The organism is Snodgrassella alvi (assembly GCF_002777425.1).
GTDB lineage: Bacteria > Pseudomonadota > Gammaproteobacteria > Burkholderiales > Neisseriaceae > Snodgrassella > Snodgrassella alvi_B.
The window spans coordinates 35290-51203 of record NZ_MDVC01000056.1 but is presented as its reverse complement, the minus strand read 5'-3'; the positions used below and the strand labels follow the sequence as shown (position 1 = coordinate 51203).

Annotated in this window: 20 protein-coding genes; 19 read left to right on the top strand and 1 reads right to left on the bottom strand. The window is 42.5% G+C overall.

The window, feature by feature from the left end; genetic code table 11:
• The first annotated feature begins 6 nt into the window (after window positions 1–6).
• The 17 genes from BGI33_RS05140 to BGI33_RS05060 all read left to right on the top strand — a co-directional run bounded on the left by BGI33_RS05140 (window position 7) and on the right by BGI33_RS05060 (window position 14572).
• Window positions 7–405 carry a BPSL0067 family protein gene (locus BGI33_RS05140; RefSeq protein ID WP_100090236.1) on the top strand — a complete coding sequence of 133 codons (399 nt, stop codon included), beginning with the start codon at window positions 7–9 and terminating at the stop codon, window positions 403–405.
• A 4-nt stretch (window positions 406–409) separates the two neighbouring features.
• Window positions 410–859: an STY0301 family protein gene (locus BGI33_RS05135; RefSeq protein ID WP_100090235.1), complete on the top strand. Its 450-nt coding sequence runs from the start codon at window positions 410–412 to the stop codon at window positions 857–859.
• 39 nt (window positions 860–898) lie between these two features.
• The gene (locus BGI33_RS05130; RefSeq protein ID WP_100090234.1) at window positions 899–1354 is read left to right on the top strand and encodes an STY0301 family protein; all 456 of its coding nucleotides are present in this window, start codon (window positions 899–901) and stop codon (window positions 1352–1354) included.
• Window positions 1355–1450: 96 nt separating this feature from the next.
• Window positions 1451–1936: an Hcp family type VI secretion system effector gene (locus BGI33_RS05125; protein WP_100090233.1), complete on the top strand. Its 486-nt coding sequence runs from the start codon at window positions 1451–1453 to the stop codon at window positions 1934–1936.
• Window positions 1937–2088: 152 nt separating this feature from the next.
• The gene (tssJ, locus tag BGI33_RS05120) at window positions 2089–2625 is read left to right on the top strand and encodes a type VI secretion system lipoprotein TssJ (RefSeq protein WP_143557135.1); all 537 of its coding nucleotides are present in this window, start codon (window positions 2089–2091) and stop codon (window positions 2623–2625) included.
• A 19-nt stretch (window positions 2626–2644) separates the two neighbouring features.
• The gene (gene tssK / locus BGI33_RS05115) at window positions 2645–3991 is read left to right on the top strand and encodes a type VI secretion system baseplate subunit TssK (protein ID WP_100090231.1); all 1347 of its coding nucleotides are present in this window, start codon (window positions 2645–2647) and stop codon (window positions 3989–3991) included.
• Window positions 3988–5334 (top strand): type VI secretion system protein TssL, long form, encoded by a 1347-nt coding sequence (gene tssL, locus BGI33_RS05110; protein ID WP_218965137.1) that lies wholly within the window; start codon window positions 3988–3990, stop codon window positions 5332–5334. The genes tssK and tssL overlap by 4 nt, the downstream gene beginning before the upstream one ends.
• A 122-nt stretch (window positions 5335–5456) precedes the next feature.
• Window positions 5457–5981, top strand: coding sequence for a hypothetical protein (locus BGI33_RS05105; protein WP_100090230.1), 525 nt, complete (start codon window positions 5457–5459; stop codon window positions 5979–5981).
• Between the two features lie 125 nt (window positions 5982–6106).
• Window positions 6107–10036 (top strand): type VI secretion system membrane subunit TssM, encoded by a 3930-nt coding sequence (tssM, locus tag BGI33_RS05100; protein WP_100090229.1) that lies wholly within the window; start codon window positions 6107–6109, stop codon window positions 10034–10036.
• Window positions 10033–10791, top strand: coding sequence for a type VI secretion system-associated protein TagF (tagF, locus tag BGI33_RS05095; RefSeq protein WP_100090228.1), 759 nt, complete (start codon window positions 10033–10035; stop codon window positions 10789–10791). The genes tssM and tagF overlap by 4 nt, the downstream gene beginning before the upstream one ends.
• Entirely contained in the window at window positions 10784–11461 is a 678-nt protein-coding gene (locus BGI33_RS05090) for a hypothetical protein (protein WP_100090227.1), read from the top strand. Before tagF ends, BGI33_RS05090 begins: the two co-directional genes overlap by 8 nt.
• On the top strand, window positions 11458–11748 hold the full coding sequence (locus BGI33_RS05085) for a hypothetical protein (RefSeq protein ID WP_100090226.1): 291 nt from the start codon (window positions 11458–11460) through the stop codon (window positions 11746–11748). Before BGI33_RS05090 ends, BGI33_RS05085 begins: the two co-directional genes overlap by 4 nt.
• Window positions 11749–12069: 321 nt before the next feature.
• Window positions 12070–12636, top strand: coding sequence for a hypothetical protein (locus BGI33_RS05080; RefSeq protein ID WP_143557134.1), 567 nt, complete (start codon window positions 12070–12072; stop codon window positions 12634–12636).
• Window positions 12633–13094, top strand: a complete 462-nt coding sequence (locus BGI33_RS05075; RefSeq protein ID WP_100090224.1) for a putative T6SS immunity periplasmic lipoprotein — start codon at window positions 12633–12635, stop codon at window positions 13092–13094. Before BGI33_RS05080 ends, BGI33_RS05075 begins: the two co-directional genes overlap by 4 nt.
• 19 nt (window positions 13095–13113) lie before the next feature.
• Window positions 13114–13575, top strand: a complete 462-nt coding sequence (locus BGI33_RS05070) for a putative T6SS immunity periplasmic lipoprotein (RefSeq protein WP_100090223.1) — start codon at window positions 13114–13116, stop codon at window positions 13573–13575.
• Between the two features lie 19 nt (window positions 13576–13594).
• Window positions 13595–14074: a putative T6SS immunity periplasmic lipoprotein gene (locus BGI33_RS05065; RefSeq protein ID WP_100090222.1), complete on the top strand. Its 480-nt coding sequence runs from the start codon at window positions 13595–13597 to the stop codon at window positions 14072–14074.
• Between the two features lie 18 nt (window positions 14075–14092).
• Window positions 14093–14572 carry a putative T6SS immunity periplasmic lipoprotein gene (locus tag BGI33_RS05060; RefSeq protein WP_100090221.1) on the top strand — a complete coding sequence of 160 codons (480 nt, stop codon included), beginning with the start codon at window positions 14093–14095 and terminating at the stop codon, window positions 14570–14572.
• 294 nt (window positions 14573–14866) lie between these two features.
• Here the strand turns inward: BGI33_RS05060 and BGI33_RS05050 are convergent, their stop codons facing one another.
• The gene (locus tag BGI33_RS05050) at window positions 14867–15208 is read right to left on the bottom strand and encodes a winged helix-turn-helix transcriptional regulator (protein ID WP_100090219.1); all 342 of its coding nucleotides are present in this window, start codon (window positions 15206–15208) and stop codon (window positions 14867–14869) included.
• Between the two features lie 133 nt (window positions 15209–15341).
• On the opposite strand from BGI33_RS05050, the gene BGI33_RS13410 reads away from it, so the two are divergent.
• Complete coding sequence (locus BGI33_RS13410; protein ID WP_218965136.1) at window positions 15342–15479, top strand: hypothetical protein; 138 nt, start codon at window positions 15342–15344, stop codon at window positions 15477–15479.
• 143 nt (window positions 15480–15622) lie between these two features.
• Window positions 15623–15805, top strand: coding sequence for an SDR family oxidoreductase (locus BGI33_RS14160; protein WP_218965139.1), 183 nt, complete (start codon window positions 15623–15625; stop codon window positions 15803–15805).
• The last annotated feature ends 109 nt before the right edge of the window (window positions 15806–15914 follow it).

Genomic DNA, 15914 nt, shown 5'->3' with positions numbered 1-15914 from the left:
GTAAATATGCCTTTTGTTTATAGTGCAGTTGATAGTTTGAAGAATCATGCATTAGTGGGAACTGGGCAATGTGCTGTACTGGTTCAAACTTATGTAAATGTAGGTTTGACCAAAACATGGAAAGCAGGAGCAAAAGTGCTTGGCAATCCAAATATCCAAAAAGGCACGGCAATTGCCACTTTTGTTAATGGTAAATATCCGACAGGGAGTCAAGATAAGCATGCGGCATTTTATCTTAAACAGGATGCCAATTATGTTTATGTAATGGATCAATGGGCTCATGATAAAAGGAAACCAACTGTTTCAGCTCGTCCACTTAGAAAAAAAGGTGGCATGCAGAGGGATGGAACATATCCAGATGCTAGTAACAATGCTGAGGCTTTCTACATTATTGAAAAGGAATAATGAAATGAAAGGTAGGATATTCAGTAAAATTATGTTGGTTTTATTTTGGCTAGGAATAAAGCAATCTGCTATTGCTTATGAACTTATCTGCCCTGACTCAGTTTTGGTAAAAGCTGCTACACCAGAATTAAAACTAATACCACAAAATTGGGAAGTTTCTGAATACAAGGATTCCTTACTAAGACTAGATGGTGCGGGGATATTTAGTGGAAAGCCTGTTGATTTGGCTCAGCTAAAACCAAAATATATAACCATTAAAGGTAAAAAGCGTTACCCAGCTTGGGATATAGACAGTAAATTTGATCTGGATGGTGTTGGTTACTGGTTTAGTTGTTCTTATAACCGTGATCAAGTGCAACTTACCAGACGCATTGATTCTGCCATGAAAGTTTGCTGGACAGTTTATTCCAAGGATTCACAAGGAGGAATACGTGCAAAACTCGAATGTCAGTAATATTGCTAAACGATAAATAATTCTTTTGCATTGAAGAAAATGAAATTAAAAATCATAACTTTAAGTAAAGATTTATTGCTTTCTATTTTGCTAGGCATAGGCCAGTTTGCAAGTGCTTATGAATTGGTTTGTCCTGAATTGGTGAAGGTAAAAGCTGACACGCCAGAATTGGAAATAGTACCCCAAAATTGGGAGGTTTCTGAGTACAAAGATACCCTATTAAGGCTAGATGGCGCAGGAGTTTATAGTGGAAAACCTGTTGATTTAGCTCAGTTAAAACCAGAACCTACTGTAGTAAAGGGAAAAAAGCATTATCCGGCTTGGGAGGTTGACAGTAAGCTTGATGTAGATGGCGTAGGCTTTTGGCTGAGCTGCTCTTATAACCATAATCAGGTACAGCTTACACGACGCATTGATTCTACGATGAAAGTTTGCTGGACAGTTTATTCCAAAGATTCACAGGGCGGATTACTGGCAAAACTCAAATGTCAGTAATCTAATTTAGAAATAAATAATATTTCCGCGATAGTCGTGTATGACGCTAATGCGGATGATGCAGTACTTTTTTAATAGTAAACAAAAGGAGCCAATATGGCACACGACATTTTTTTAAAAATTGATGGTATTGATGGAGAGTCACCAGATTCTGAACACAAAAATGAAATTCAGGTGTTGAACTGGAACTGGGGTATTACTCAGGAATCCTCCATGCATTCAGGTAGTGGTTTAGGAACTGGTCGTGCAACGGTTCATGATTTGCAGTTCGAGCATTATATCGATCGTGCCAGCCCTAACCTGATGAAATATTGTCTGAGTGGTAAGCATATACCGGAAGCCAAGCTGGTGATGCGTAAGGCTGGTGGAACACCTCTGGAATATTTAAAACTCACATTGAATGATTTGATAGTATCCAGTGTTATGCCTGCTGGTAGCAGCAGTGATGAGCAGAATCCACGTGAAATGGTACGGCTGTCTTTTTCAAAAGTGAAACAGGAATATGTCGTACAAAATCAGCAGGGCGGCAGTGGCGGCACTGTAACTGCTCAGTATGACATTAAGGCCAATAAAGAAGTATAAGGCCATGTGATGTCTCTCGCAGATATTGCACAAGAGGCATGTGTTTACCAAAGGTAATAAGGATCATCAGAGAACTATGCATAGTTCTCTGATGATATTAACTATTTTGTCGGAAGAAAGCTATCTGGCATTACCATGAATGGTGATGAAAGTTGAACAGAACATATCAGCGTAATCGGGAATTATGTCGAATTGCCAGTCTTTTCGTAACCTGCGCTCTTTTAATGGGGATAGTTGGTTGCAGGTCGGTTCAGGATGTCAAGGAACAAACCCGTCTTGATTTGCATATTGAGGCAGCTGACAATGTCAATCCTGATGAAAAAGGTCGTGCTGCACCCATACAGGTACGCATTTACGAATTAAAGAATGATAACGCTTTTACATCAGCAGATTTTTACTCATTGCAGGACAATGATAAAGCAGTACTTGGTAACGATCTGCTTGTAAGTGATGAATTTATCCTGCGACCAGGAGAAGTCAGGATTATTCGTCGTAAAACCAATCCTGAAACCGCTGTTATTGGCGTGCTGGCAGGTTACCGTGGACTAGCGCGTTCACAGTGGCGTGAAACTTATCGTCTTGCCGAAGCACCATATGCCTCATGGTATCGGGAATGGTGGCCACTGAAAAAAGCAAAGCTGGATATAAATATTGGACAGAGGGCCATTGTGGTCACTGAACTGGATTAAAGCAGAGGAATTTCTCTAAATGAGTTGGTACAACCGTGTAGTCTGGAGTGAAGGGCAATTTCTGCTACCGCAGATTTTCCAGCAACAAGAACGTTATCTGGAGCACTTTGCACATTGTCGCAGTGTGCCGTTATCGTCGTTCTTCTGGGGATTTAGCCATTACGATATCGATAACGAAGCATTAAAGCTGGGAAAACTAGTACTGAAAGGCGTCACTGGCGTATTTGCTGACGGTACTCCTTTTGATGCGCCTGAGCATACGCCATTGCCGCCACCGCTGACTATTCAGCCGGAGCACCTCGAACAGCTTATTTATCTGGCTCTGCCGATTCGCACGCCGAATAGCGAAGAAACCAGTTTTGAAGATAATCCCGAGTCATTGGCTCGTTACGCAGTATTTGAGAACGATGTTCGCGATGCAAATTCAATCGGACTCGGAGCAAAAGCAGTACAACTAAGTCATTTGCGTCTGCGGCTAATGCCACAAAAAGCGCTAACTGATGCTTGGATTGGACTGCCGATAGCACGAATTACTACGCTGAATGCAGACGGTGGCGCGGTAATCGACATGACCGTGATTCCACCAGTTACTCAGTATACAGCCAGTACCTTATTGCAAACTTGGCTATCGCAGATCCGTGATCTGACGCATATGCGTGCCGATTCGCTGGCAGATCGGTTAACTGGCAATCAAGGCAAAGGTGCGGAAGCTGCTGAAGTTTCGGATTACCTGCTATTACAAATTCTTAATCGTTATGAGCCCTTGCTGGATCATATGATCAACGTTGTTGCAACCTCGCCAGAATTTATTTATCGCCAGCTGCTCAGCATGGCAGGTGAGCTGTCTACCTTTGTCAGACCACATACCCGGCGCCCAGTAAAACATCTACCTTACCGACATGAGGCACCTTACTACTGTCTGAAACCTGTTGTCGATGATGTGCAGCACTTACTGAATGCCGTTTTGATTCGCAGTGCCCAGCATATTCGTCTGGAAAATGCGGCTTATGGTGTCAAGAATGCCGTAGTTGAACCAACCGAACTGCGTGGCTTTAATGCACTGGTTTTGGCTGTCAAGGCACAAATACCACCAGATATTCTGATTCACCAGTTTTCTGCCCAAACTAAAATTGGTCCTTCTGACCGTTTGCCGGAACTGATCCGCTCCCACCTGCCAGGCATGATATTGCAAGCACTGCCAGTGCCACCACGGCAGATTCCATTCAATGCTGGTTATGTTTATTTCGAATTGTTGCGTGATGGACCTTTATGGGAACACATCGCACATTATGGTGGATTGGCCATGCACATTGCTGGTGAATTTCCCGGCTTGCTGATTGAACTTTGGGGAGTGCGTGATCAATGAGTGAATTTAATACTGCTCTTAATAACTCAGATGTTATGGGACAACGTACACCAGAATCACCAACCTCGGAACCACTGTCACAACAACCAAACGGATATGAGTTTGACCGTCATGCCGAAGCATCATGGTTCGGTGAACAGCAAACAGCAAAATTAGCAGCCAATATTGATGCAGGACCAGACAGCAAGCTACGTTTGGCGGCCATTGAAGCAGCTGATAATCCTTTGTTGGAAGCTGCACAGCCACTGCTACTTACACTGGCAAATATGCCATCTCAACTTGATTCATACGATAATGGAATTGAAAGTCTGCGCGAGCTGCTTATTCGCGAAGTTCACATCTATCAGACTTTGTGTGATCAGGCCAATTTACGGCGCGAGCATGTGCTAGCGGTACGCTATTGCCTGTGCACGGCACTGGATGAAGCTGCTAACAAAACCTCCTGGGGCGGTGGGGGGGCCTGGGCACGAAAAAGTCTGCTGATTGTTTTTCATAATGAAAGCTATGGTGGCGAAAAAATATTTTTATTGATTGGCCGTCTGTCACCGAATCCACAGGAATATGGTGACGTACTGGAAGTAATCTACCGCATTCTTAGTTTGGGTTTCGAGGGGCGTTACAGCGTGCGCCCTGATGGTCGTAAACAACTTGATCTGATTCGTCAGCAATTACTGTCCATCATTAACAGTGGCCGCGATCCAGTTGCCCGCGACCTGTCGCCACACTGGTTAGCTGAGGCTTCAGGCAAATTTCGTCGGCTGCGCGTGGTGCCAGTGTGGATAAGTGCAGCATTTTTCATGTGTTTGCTATTGACGGTTTTTGTATGGTTTAAATTCCAGATTGTTGATACAGATACAAGATTGCAACAACGAATTGCTGCTATTGGTAAAGCTGTGCCACCACCAGCTACTACCAGAGTATTGCGCCTGAAAGCCTTGCTGAAAAATGAAATCGAACGTGGATTAGTGAGTGTCAACGAAAATGCACAGCAAAGTCAGGTGACATTCCTTGGTGATTTTATGTTTGTGCCCGGTAAAAAAACCGTTAATCCTCAAATAATACCTGTGCTGGATAAAGTTGCTAGTGAAATAAACAAAGTTTCCGGTACAGTCACAGTGACGGGACATACTGATAACCAGCCCATTCATACGGCTGAATTCCCTTCTAATCAGGTTCTGTCTGAAAAAAGAGCAGCAGAAGTAGCTGCATTGTTAACAAACAACGGTGTGGCTGAGTCACGGCTGAAGATTGTGGGTCTGGGTGATAGTACACCAGTAGACGATAACAACACAGCAGAAGGCAGAGCAAAGAATCGGAGAGTGGATATTTTAGTCACAGAGTGAAATAGTGGTGAATGAAGATACAGCTGTGTATAAATTAAGTTATATGTCTACTGGCATCGGCTGTGTGTAAAGCGTATTTCATTTATATCATGGCTGATTACCACCATTAGAAAGGCGTAATAATGCGATTGTTGAATAATGTATTGAAGCATCTTTTATGCATTTGGCTTGGTTTAACTGGTGCTATTTGTATAGCATCAGGTATGAATGTGGATGAACGTGCTTTTATTGAATTCATTGAGCAACAATTTTCTGTACAGGCAACTGTCGAGCGCATTCCTGCTGAACAGGTACATACTATTGTCAGTCGTAATCTTGATCGCCGGATGGAGAAATTGATAATCAAAGTAGACGGTATCAATCTACACATCATGCCTGTAAATAATACCGTTACACCAATTCAACTGGCACTACTGGAGCTCAGTTATCTGGATGAAGTAACAGCAGCGCAAGCATTACGACAGCTAGTAAAAAGCCGTTATTTCCAGCATAGCAAAATACTGATACCGTTTTCCGTAGTTCAAGCAGGCCATCAGCTGCTAATTGTATTTACTGAGAACACAGAAAATAGCCGTGCGACAGCAGTTGTTAAAAATTTTCCCACAGAAGTCTGTAGTGAATGCAGATCTAAGTCAGGGAAAACTTAGTATCAGTTCAAGAATATTGTGATGAATAAATAAGCAAATAGCGATAGTAATATTTCACCAGAGGAATCATATCCTCAGAAAACCTTATTAAAAATCCGGCAAGATAGATAGCAAAAGCAAATAACATGCAAAAAATTCTAGATTTTCTTTTTTCACGTCGCATGCTGGCGATTCTTGGTGTCATCGTATTAGCACTGGCCATCTGGTTTGTAGGGCCATTGCTGGCGTTTGGTGGGCTGCATCCGTTTGCATCAGTATCCTCGCGTGTAGTCACCATACTGCTCCTGTTCGCGTTGCTGTTCCTCTGGTTCAAGAAATGGTCGCTATCAGTTATCTGGGTTGCAGCATTGTGTGTACTGATATGGAAAGCTGCACCACTCTTGGCATATGGTCAGGTGCGGCCTTTTGCACCAGCATGGGTTCGCGCCGCACTGATTGGCATTGTTCTATTCTGTTATGCCCTTTATGGCTTGTACCGTCTTTGGCAGGCATTACGCGTAGATGAGCAGCTGTTGCAAAAGATTCTGCGCCCGCGTGGAGACAAGTCTGCCGCTTCAGAGGCTCGTGAAGATCAGCGTGCTGTTACCAGTATTGTAACTCGTGCCATTGAACAGCTGAAACAGTTGCGGATTGGCAAGCCAGGAATCGGCCTGCGCCGGCTCTTTGAGGGTAAGCGCTATTTGTATGAATTGCCTTGGTATATGATTGTTGGCGCGCCAGGTGATGGAAAAACCACAGCACTGCTCAATGCTGGTCTGCAATTTCCTTTAGCAGAACAAATGGGGCAATCGGCTGAGGCAATTGCCGTACCCGGTAAAGGTGGTACTTTGCACTGTGACTGGTGGTTTACCAATGAAGCCGTATTAATTGATACCGCTGGTCGCTATGTCCGCCATGATGATGGCGGTTCAGCAGAAACCACTTCCCGTAATGCCGAGGAGTGGCGCGGCTTCCTTGGTTTGCTACGCAAGTATCGGCCGCGTGCGCCTATCAATGGAGTACTGCTTACAATTAATGTGGCCGATCTGGCCGGTAAATCCGAAGCCGAACGTATTGCCGCCGCCGCCGCATTACGAGCCCGGCTGGGAGAGCTGCGTAGCGAGCTGGGCATTCGTTTTCCGGTATACCTAGTGGTTACCAAAATGGATTTATTGCCGGGCTTTACCGATTACTTTAATTATCTAACCACCGAAGGCCGTGCGCAGATATGGGGTTTTACTCTACCGTATGATCAGAAGCAACAAAAAAACAATCAGGATAAATTACGGTCAAACTGCGAAGACGAGTTGAAATTACTGGCAAAACGACTGGATCAGGGCGTAGATAACCGGTTACAGGAAGAATACGATGTGCAGCGGCGGTGTAATCTTTATGCGCTGTCACAGGAATTTACCGCACTGGCTGAACCATTGCTGGATATTATTGAACGAGTATTTCTTGATTCCAAATTTGATGCTACTCAGTTGCATAATACTCTCCGTGGCGTTTATTTCACCAGTGCAGCTCAGGCTCCAGCCAACGCTACAGCCGATCGTCAGTCACCGCTGCAACGGTTATGGCGGGCTATTAAACGAGATCCGGCGCTCACAGAAAAAAACAGTCTTTATGCGAATACTGTGACACCAACCGGTAATCGCAGCTATTTTCTGCATGATTTGCTGACCAAACTGGTATTTCAGGAGCCGAATCTGGTACAGCCTAACCTGCAATGGGAAATGCGTTATCGAGTAATGCGTTTTGCTGGGCATACCTTGGTGCTGTTTATCTTTCTCTGGCTGGTTCAGGGTATGTACGTCAGCTACGGCAAAAATGGCAATTATCTTTCTGCTATCAATACCAAAACAGCTCAGCTGACTGAAAAAGTTCGCGCTTATTCGCGCAAACCAACCCCTGAAGCCGTGCCGGATATCCTGAATTCTGCCCGAGAACTGGCTGCGTACCCAGGACTTGATCCAGATAACCCGCCAATCAGCTTCCGCTATGGCTTGTATAGCGTGCCGCCAGTTATCAACAGTGCAGCTGCTACTTACGACCAGCTGCTTGACCAGTTATTATTGCCATCTATTGTTCGCGGCGTAGAAAGGACATTAGCCACTGCAATTGCGCAGAAAGATACCAAAGCAACCTATGATGCTTTGCGCGTTTACCTGTTGCTGAATCTGGATACCGAGCATCAGGATAAATTCAATGCTGGCGAAATTCAGACATGGGTGCTGAAAGATTGGGAACAAAACGATGGTACTGCTGCCTTTGGCGGGAGTGCCAGTATCTATGAACACCTTGGTGTACTGTTCGATGGTAGCCGTATTGTACACTCTCCCTTTGCCAAAAATGATGCCTTGATCCGCAGTGCGCGGGAAATGCTCGAAGGCAGCACCAGCACCAAGCGTATCTATGACCGCGCCAAGGTTGCCATGAACGATGAGGCACCAGAGGACTTTACCATTGTCCGCGCAGTTGGTGCAGATGCCGGTTCCATCTTTGTTCGATCCAGTGGCTCACCGCTGGATCGTGGCATCCCCGGTCTGTTTACCGTACAGGGATATCGCCAGTTATTTGATAAGCGCATCTCAGAATTCGTTGCCGCTGCTTATGCTGATGATGAATGGGTTATGGGGCGGGAAACTGCTACTTCTCAAAAAAAAACTGCTGAGCGTGCGCAGCAGTTGGTACAACAGGTTAAAGGAGCAGAAGACCCTTTAATAAAGGAAGTACGGCGCCTGTATCTGACAGAGTACACCACGCGCTGGCAAACTTTTCTGGAAGATATCCATAGCGTAAACAGCACCGGTGCCGACAATAGCCCAAGTTTGGCTTTTGATCTGCAAACCCTGCGCACATTTGCCGCACCGGATTCACCGTTAATGCGATTGTCCAGAGCAGTGGTTGAGCAGACAACACTGGTACCACCACTGGACACAAAAAATAATCAGAAAATTCTGGCAGAACGAGCCGAACAGCGGTTATCGGGCAATGCACGTGAGGCAGTACAAACGGCCAAACTGCTAAAAAATATACGGCCAGAAGAACAACTGGAAAAAACACTGGTTGACAACCGATTTGCTGCATTGCGCGAAGTCGTAACCGGCGTGGCCGATATCCAGAATAGTAATGCTGGCAGCCGACCACAAAAACTGGATAGTGTACTCAGCCTGCTCAATGAGTATTACAACCAGCTGATGATAGCTGACAACGCATTGGCCACCAATACATTACCTCCGAAAATCGATGCAGCCGAAAAATTGCGGCTAGAAGCAGCTAAAATGCCGGCTCCACTGAAAAACATCCTGTTCGACCTCACAACTCAGGGAGCACGTAAATTAAATCTCGCTTCCGGAGAAGTGCTTAGCCGGCAGATGGAAGCCATGATTGGCGGCAATTGTCGTAATGTAATTGATGGCCGTTACCCATTTGTGGCCAGCAGTCAGGAAGTCAGCGCCGACGACTTCAATCGCGTGTTTGCCAGCGGTGGCCTTCTTGACGACTTTTTCAACAAACAGCTTGCTGCACAAGTAGACATAACAACCAATCCATGGCGCTACAAGCAGGCGGAAGGCAGCAACACGCCATTACCCGGCCCGAGTCTGGCACCGTTCCAGCAGGCCAAACAAATCCGTGAAGCATTCTTTCAAGAACAGGGTGCGCGTAAAATGTCGTGGACTATGGATATCAAAGTAGTCGAGCTAGACCCCAATATTACCGACCTCATCATTGATATTGATGGTCAATCACTGCGTTACATGCATGGTCCGGTACGTCCTCTGCATATTACTTGGCCGGGCCCGCGTAATGGTTCAATGGCGGAAATTACCGCCAACCCACGCATTCGGCAGGATAGTTCAACCATCATTACCAGCGGTCCTTGGGCACTGTTCCGGCTACTCAACCAAGGTCGCATCATCAGCAGCATGAGCGACAGTCGTCATCTGGTTGAATTTAAATTTGATGGTCGCCGCGTTGTGCTCGAAGTTTCCTCCAGTGTAGATTTCAATCTGTTCAGTGCCAATAACCCATTGCGTGGCTTTACCTGTCCGGTAGGAGGAGCCACACCATGATAGGAATTTCGCGCATCTCCTCACCTGCAATCTGGGGCAAATTACCCGACCGTGGCGATTATGTTCGTTATCGGATACATGGTCACGAAATCGACGATTGGCGTGTGTGGCTGGATAAACAGACGTGGTTGCAAACCAAAGAAACACCCTCTGCCGAGGACTCACGTGTCTGGCTACGCCTAACGCCGGATTTTGGGCAGGACAGCCCGATACTACATCCCCTGCCATGGAGTTTTGTGTTGTCACCCGGGGTATTGCCATTTTCAGGGCGGCACTGGGTAATCGGCGTAATAAGTCCTTCCACCGACAGTATTGGTCGTTCCTATCCACTGGTGATTTATCAGACAGTTAACCAGCATTGGCTGCAACGCAATCTGGATAAACCATTGGGCTGGCTCTATTGGCTGGCACAATTGATTGCCGGCTATGTGAGACCAACGGGAAACAATAAAAAAGATCTCGCCGGACAACTGGATAAATTGTGGGCAATCCACAGCCCAAAATGGGTAAGCTGGTTTGCCAGCGCACAGATCAGTAATCAAACCGCCTGCCGCGAAATAACTGGCCAGCATCAGCTAGCGGAGAGCGATCTGTGCGGCGTACGTTATCTGCCATGGGCTAATTGGCCGCAGCTAGTGTGGCACTCATCATCATCAGACGGCTGGTTCTGGCAGCAGGACGAATTGGGCGGATTTTTGGACGCCAGATGTATACATTCTGAAAGTGTACTTGGGATAGAAAAAAGTTATGTCTAAAACCAAAATTTGCTCTGGTGATGAGTCAAATAACTCTCCTGTATGGGGTACGATAGATGTAATATATTGGAAGCTTTGGCCTAAGAAAGCTGGTGGGGGGATTCACTATATCCAGTCATTTAAAGATGGATGGGTTAAGCATAACAAAGATTTTATTAAATTAACTGCTGCAAAATACAACCTTCCATCACCATTGTTAGCTGGAGTATGTTGGATTGAGGTAGGCGGTGATCCTAATTTTATTGATAGAGTGGCTTTCGAAGTGAGAGATTTTGACTGGAGTGGTCTTCATTGGATTGATAGGCATCTTACGTTAACAAGTCCTCCAACTAAAACATCATTTGGAGCAGTAAGCATGCAATTAAGAACTGCAGCAGAAACATTGGGATTAGACTCGAATAAAATGGGAGCATCTCAATTAAGAGAGCTGGCAAATTGCTTACAAAAAGATATCTTTAATATTGATATCGTTGGAAAACATTTGCTTCAACTTATCAGGCGAGACGGTTTTCAGTCCGCTTTACCTAATTTATCTCAGGAACAAATAAAAATTGTGGGAGCTCGCTATAATCGAGGCATAGGTTTATCCATTGAGAGAATAAAGAAAAATACATCATATGGTGATTTTATTGTTAAATTCTGGCCAAGATTTGTGAGGTTACTAACGTGAAAAAAATTAATATGGTTATATACCATATAATTTATATTACAGGACTTTTAATATTATTGTGTACTTCTAATAATAGATATGAGTGGATGCAGGAAATGGATAGTACGATAGTTCAATTGCCAGAAGATAGTTCTAGAAATACGGCGATTGGAATGACTATTTTAACTTTGATATTAGTTGTTATGCAGATAGTTCATTTCAAATTTGCCAGAAACCATCTTGAGAAAGGCACTGTAATTATACTGGCATTGCTTGCAATCATTGTATGGGCGATTAAATTTAGTTAATAATTAAATTTATTTCATTTAAATTTTCTATAAAAAAGACCTCGCCGAACAACTGGATAAATTATGGGCAATCCACAGCCCAAAATGGGGTGGCTGGTTTGCCAGCGCACAGGTCAGTAATCAGACTGTATACCGCGAATTAACTGGCCAGCATCAGCTAGCGGAGAGCGATCTGCGCGGCGTACGTTATCTGCCATGGGCTAATTGGCCACAGCTAGTGTGGCAATCGTTATCAGCAGACGGCTGGTTCTGGCAGCAGGATGAATTAGGTGGATTTTTGGACGCCAGATGTTTGGGCTCGGAAGTTTGGAGGGAATAAAATTGACAACTAAAAAAGGAGAATCCCGATTACTGACACCGGGAGAAATTACCATGGTGACATCGCTATTTAAAACAGCGATAACGGTGACTTCAGTAAGGGTTTACAATGATACCTGTCTGCCTTTTCAGAGTAAGTTTGGATATGCCGTTACTCCAAGAGGTGCAATATATTGGCCGGAAGGTGCGTTTAAAGAAGATTATTCAATAGAAGAAATTTGGCGTATCCATTGGTTTATGCATGAAATGACCCATGTCTGGCAATATCAGATGGGAATGTGTGTTATATGTAAAGGTGCTTTTAGTTGGATGGCACCGTATGAATATAAACTGACGCCCGGAAAATTATTATCTGATTACGGTATGGAACAACAGGCTGCAATTATTGCCGATTATTATGTTTTGGAAAAATATGGGTTAAATGCATGGTATAGCCAAGCAAAAGAGGAGAATAAAGATATGCAATTTAAATATGATGAGGTTAAGTTGCTTTATTGGCTTGATATTTACAGGCAATGTTTATACTTATTTTTAGAGAATCCAAGTGATAAGAAAGCATTATTTAAATGAAACAGAGATTAAGTCACTGGCAACTGATGGTTTTTCTATTACCTTTGGTAACAGGCTGTTATTTTCATCGTCCGATGGTTTATAAACCGGATACTGTCTTAAAAAAAGATGGGCAGCCCTGTATCAGTATACCGATGAGTGAAACACGGTTTCATAGTAATAGACAGTTTGAAATTATAATGATTGAAGTGGTGCAGGAAGGCATTCGACCCAATTGGGTGAAATATTATTACAATTTGCCTCAGAAATATTATATTCAGGCCCAAGAATGCCTGCATTTTGATTACTATTTCCAAAATAATGTTTTCTACACTATCGATTTTGTATCTACTGTTAACGGAAGCAAGAAAGTAAGAAATTGGGAACAGAAAACATGGGCGAGAGAGTTCCGTATAAAAAAAGATACTGATGGTACAGTGAAATTGTTATTAGACTTAGATGCCAGAGAAGATAAGTAAATAAAAAGGCATTATTAGGATGAAACAAAGATTAAGTCTATGGCTATTGATAAATCTCCAGTTACTGGTCATAACAGGCTGTTATTTTCATCGTCCGATGGTTTATAAACCGGATATTGTTTTAAAAAAAGATGGCCAGCCATGTATCAATATACCGGTGAGTGAAACACGGTTTCATAGTAATAGACAGTTTGATATCTTGATGGGAGAAATAGTTCAGGAAGGAGTAGGTACACTCTGGCGGAAAATGTATTTTAATATTCAAAACATTAATTTACCAATTAAGTATTATGTTCAGGCAGGAGAGTGTCTGCATTTTGAATATCTCTTCCAAGAAAATATTACCTATTCAATCGATTTTGTATCAACAGTCAGAGGAAACGATGAACAAAAAACATGGGCGAGAGAGTTCCGTATAAAAAAAGATACTGATGGTACAGTGAAATTGTTATTAGACTTAGATGCCAGAGAAGATAAGTAAATAAAAAGGCATTATTCGGATGAAACAAAGATTAAGTCTATGGCTCTTGATAAATATCCAGTTACTGGTCATAACAGGCTGTTATTTTCATCGTCCAATGGTTTATAGACCGGATATTGTTTTAAAAAAAGATGGCCAGCCATGTATCAGCATACCACGAAGCGAGGTTAGCTTTTTTAATAAAAATAAGCAATTTGATATTATTACAGCAGATGTATTTCAGTTAGGTATCGGAACACTTTGGGAGAAACAGTATTATGATATTCAAAATTTAGGCTTGGCAAGTAAGTATCATGTTCAGGTGGGCGAGTGCTTGCGATTTGAATACCGTTTTCAAGAAAATATTACTTATTCGATAGGTTTTGTAACAACGGTGAGAGGAAACGATGAAACAAAAAACTGGACGAAAAAGACATGGGATAGAGAATTCCGTATAAAAAAGGATACTAACGGTACAGTGCAATTGTTACTAGATTTAGATGCCAGAGAAGATAAGTAAATAAAAGGCGTTATTCGGATGAAACAAAGATTAATTCTATGGCTCTTAATAAATTTCCAGTTACTGGCCATAACAGGCTGTTATTTTCATCGTCCGATGGTTTATAAACCGGATATTGTTTTAAAAAAAGATGGCCAGCCATGTATCAGTATACCACGAAGCGAGGTTAGCTTTTTTAATAAGAATAAGCAGTTTGATATTATAACGACAGAAATATTTCAGGAAGGTGTCGGGCAACTCAGGGTGAAGGATTATTTTGATCCGTTGAATTTTGGTTCACCGAAAAAATATTACGTTCAAATTGGAGAGTGTCTGAATTTTGATTATCCTTTTCAAAACAATATTATCTATTCAATCAATTTTGAATCAACTATTAGAGGAAACGATGAATCTAAAAAAATGACTCAGAAAACATGGGCGAGAGAGTTCCGTATAAAAAAAGATACTGATGGTACGGTTAAATTGTTGTTAGATTTAAATGCCAGAGAAGATAAGTAAATAAGAAGGCATTATTCGGATGAAACAAAGATTAAGTCTATGGCTATTGATAAATTTCCAGTTACTGGCCATAACAGGTTTCTATTTGCTCATAAAGCTGGTAACGTTATGAAAAGTAAAAAGTTAGATGCTTGTCTGAATGATGACAAGGGTCATGAATGTGTCACTAATAAATTAATATATCATGTGAAGATAATTCAGGAGATATATCCCCTGATAAATTTATGGAAGTAATTATTATTAAATTAAAAAGTGATATCACGTGATTTAATGATTTGCATGTAAGTCAGTTAATTAGAGCAACTCTTTTTCATGTTGTTCCATCCAGTGGGCTATTGAATTTAGGGCTGGTTTTAAAGTTTTACCGAGTTCTGTTATCTGGTATTCCACTTTTGGTGGTACTTCGGGATATAGTTTTCTGCTAATTAATCCTTTTTGTTCAAATAGCCTTAGTTGTTTGGTTAATTCTTTTTGTGTAATTGGCGAAATTGCACGTTTTAGCTCACCAAAACGGATAGGTTTATTCGTGATGATTAAACGGTAGAGGATGGGAATAGCCCATTTTCCTGAAATTAGGTTGATGAATTTAACCATAGGGCAGTTAAAATTTTTATCTATATCTTTTTCATTATGCATAATTATTTTCCAAGAGTATCTATTTGGTACCTACTTTCATAAGTAAACTAGTTAAATTATACTGAGTTTAATTTTGAAAGGGGAAATATGAAAAGGTTAGAAGGCAAATATGTACTCATTACGGACGCAAGTAATGGGAGGGCTGGTAACGGCCAGAGAATTTATAGCCGCAGGTGCTGATGTAGCCGTAATCGGTAGAAATAAAAACAGGCTGTTAGAAGCTAAAAAAGGATTAGGTGGAAATGTATTAATATTTCAAAGTGATGCCTGACTTTGAAGAACGGAAGTATCTGGCCGAAAAATTAACTGAAATCTGTTCCAGATTAGATGCGGTGTATATCAATACTGGCTAATCCCAGTGCAGTTATTTTGAGTGGTACGGTAAGTACTAAAATCGGCCTGCCATAAAGCAGTATTTATGCATCGAGTAAAGCAGTTCTCTGTTCGTTAGTCAGAACACTGTCAGGAGAACGGATATTCAGAAATATTCGTTTCAATTGTTTAGTACCAGATCCAACCGATACCCCAGCGCATATGAATTTGAATACCATTAATTCAGATGCAGTAAAAAATTTACAGAATAAATTAAGAACTTAGTACTACTAGGGCATTTGGGTAAACCGATTGAGATAATCAAAGCCGCTATTTTCTGGCTGCGGATGAATCATCTTTTCTGCTGGGATCAAAAATACTTATTAATGGTGGT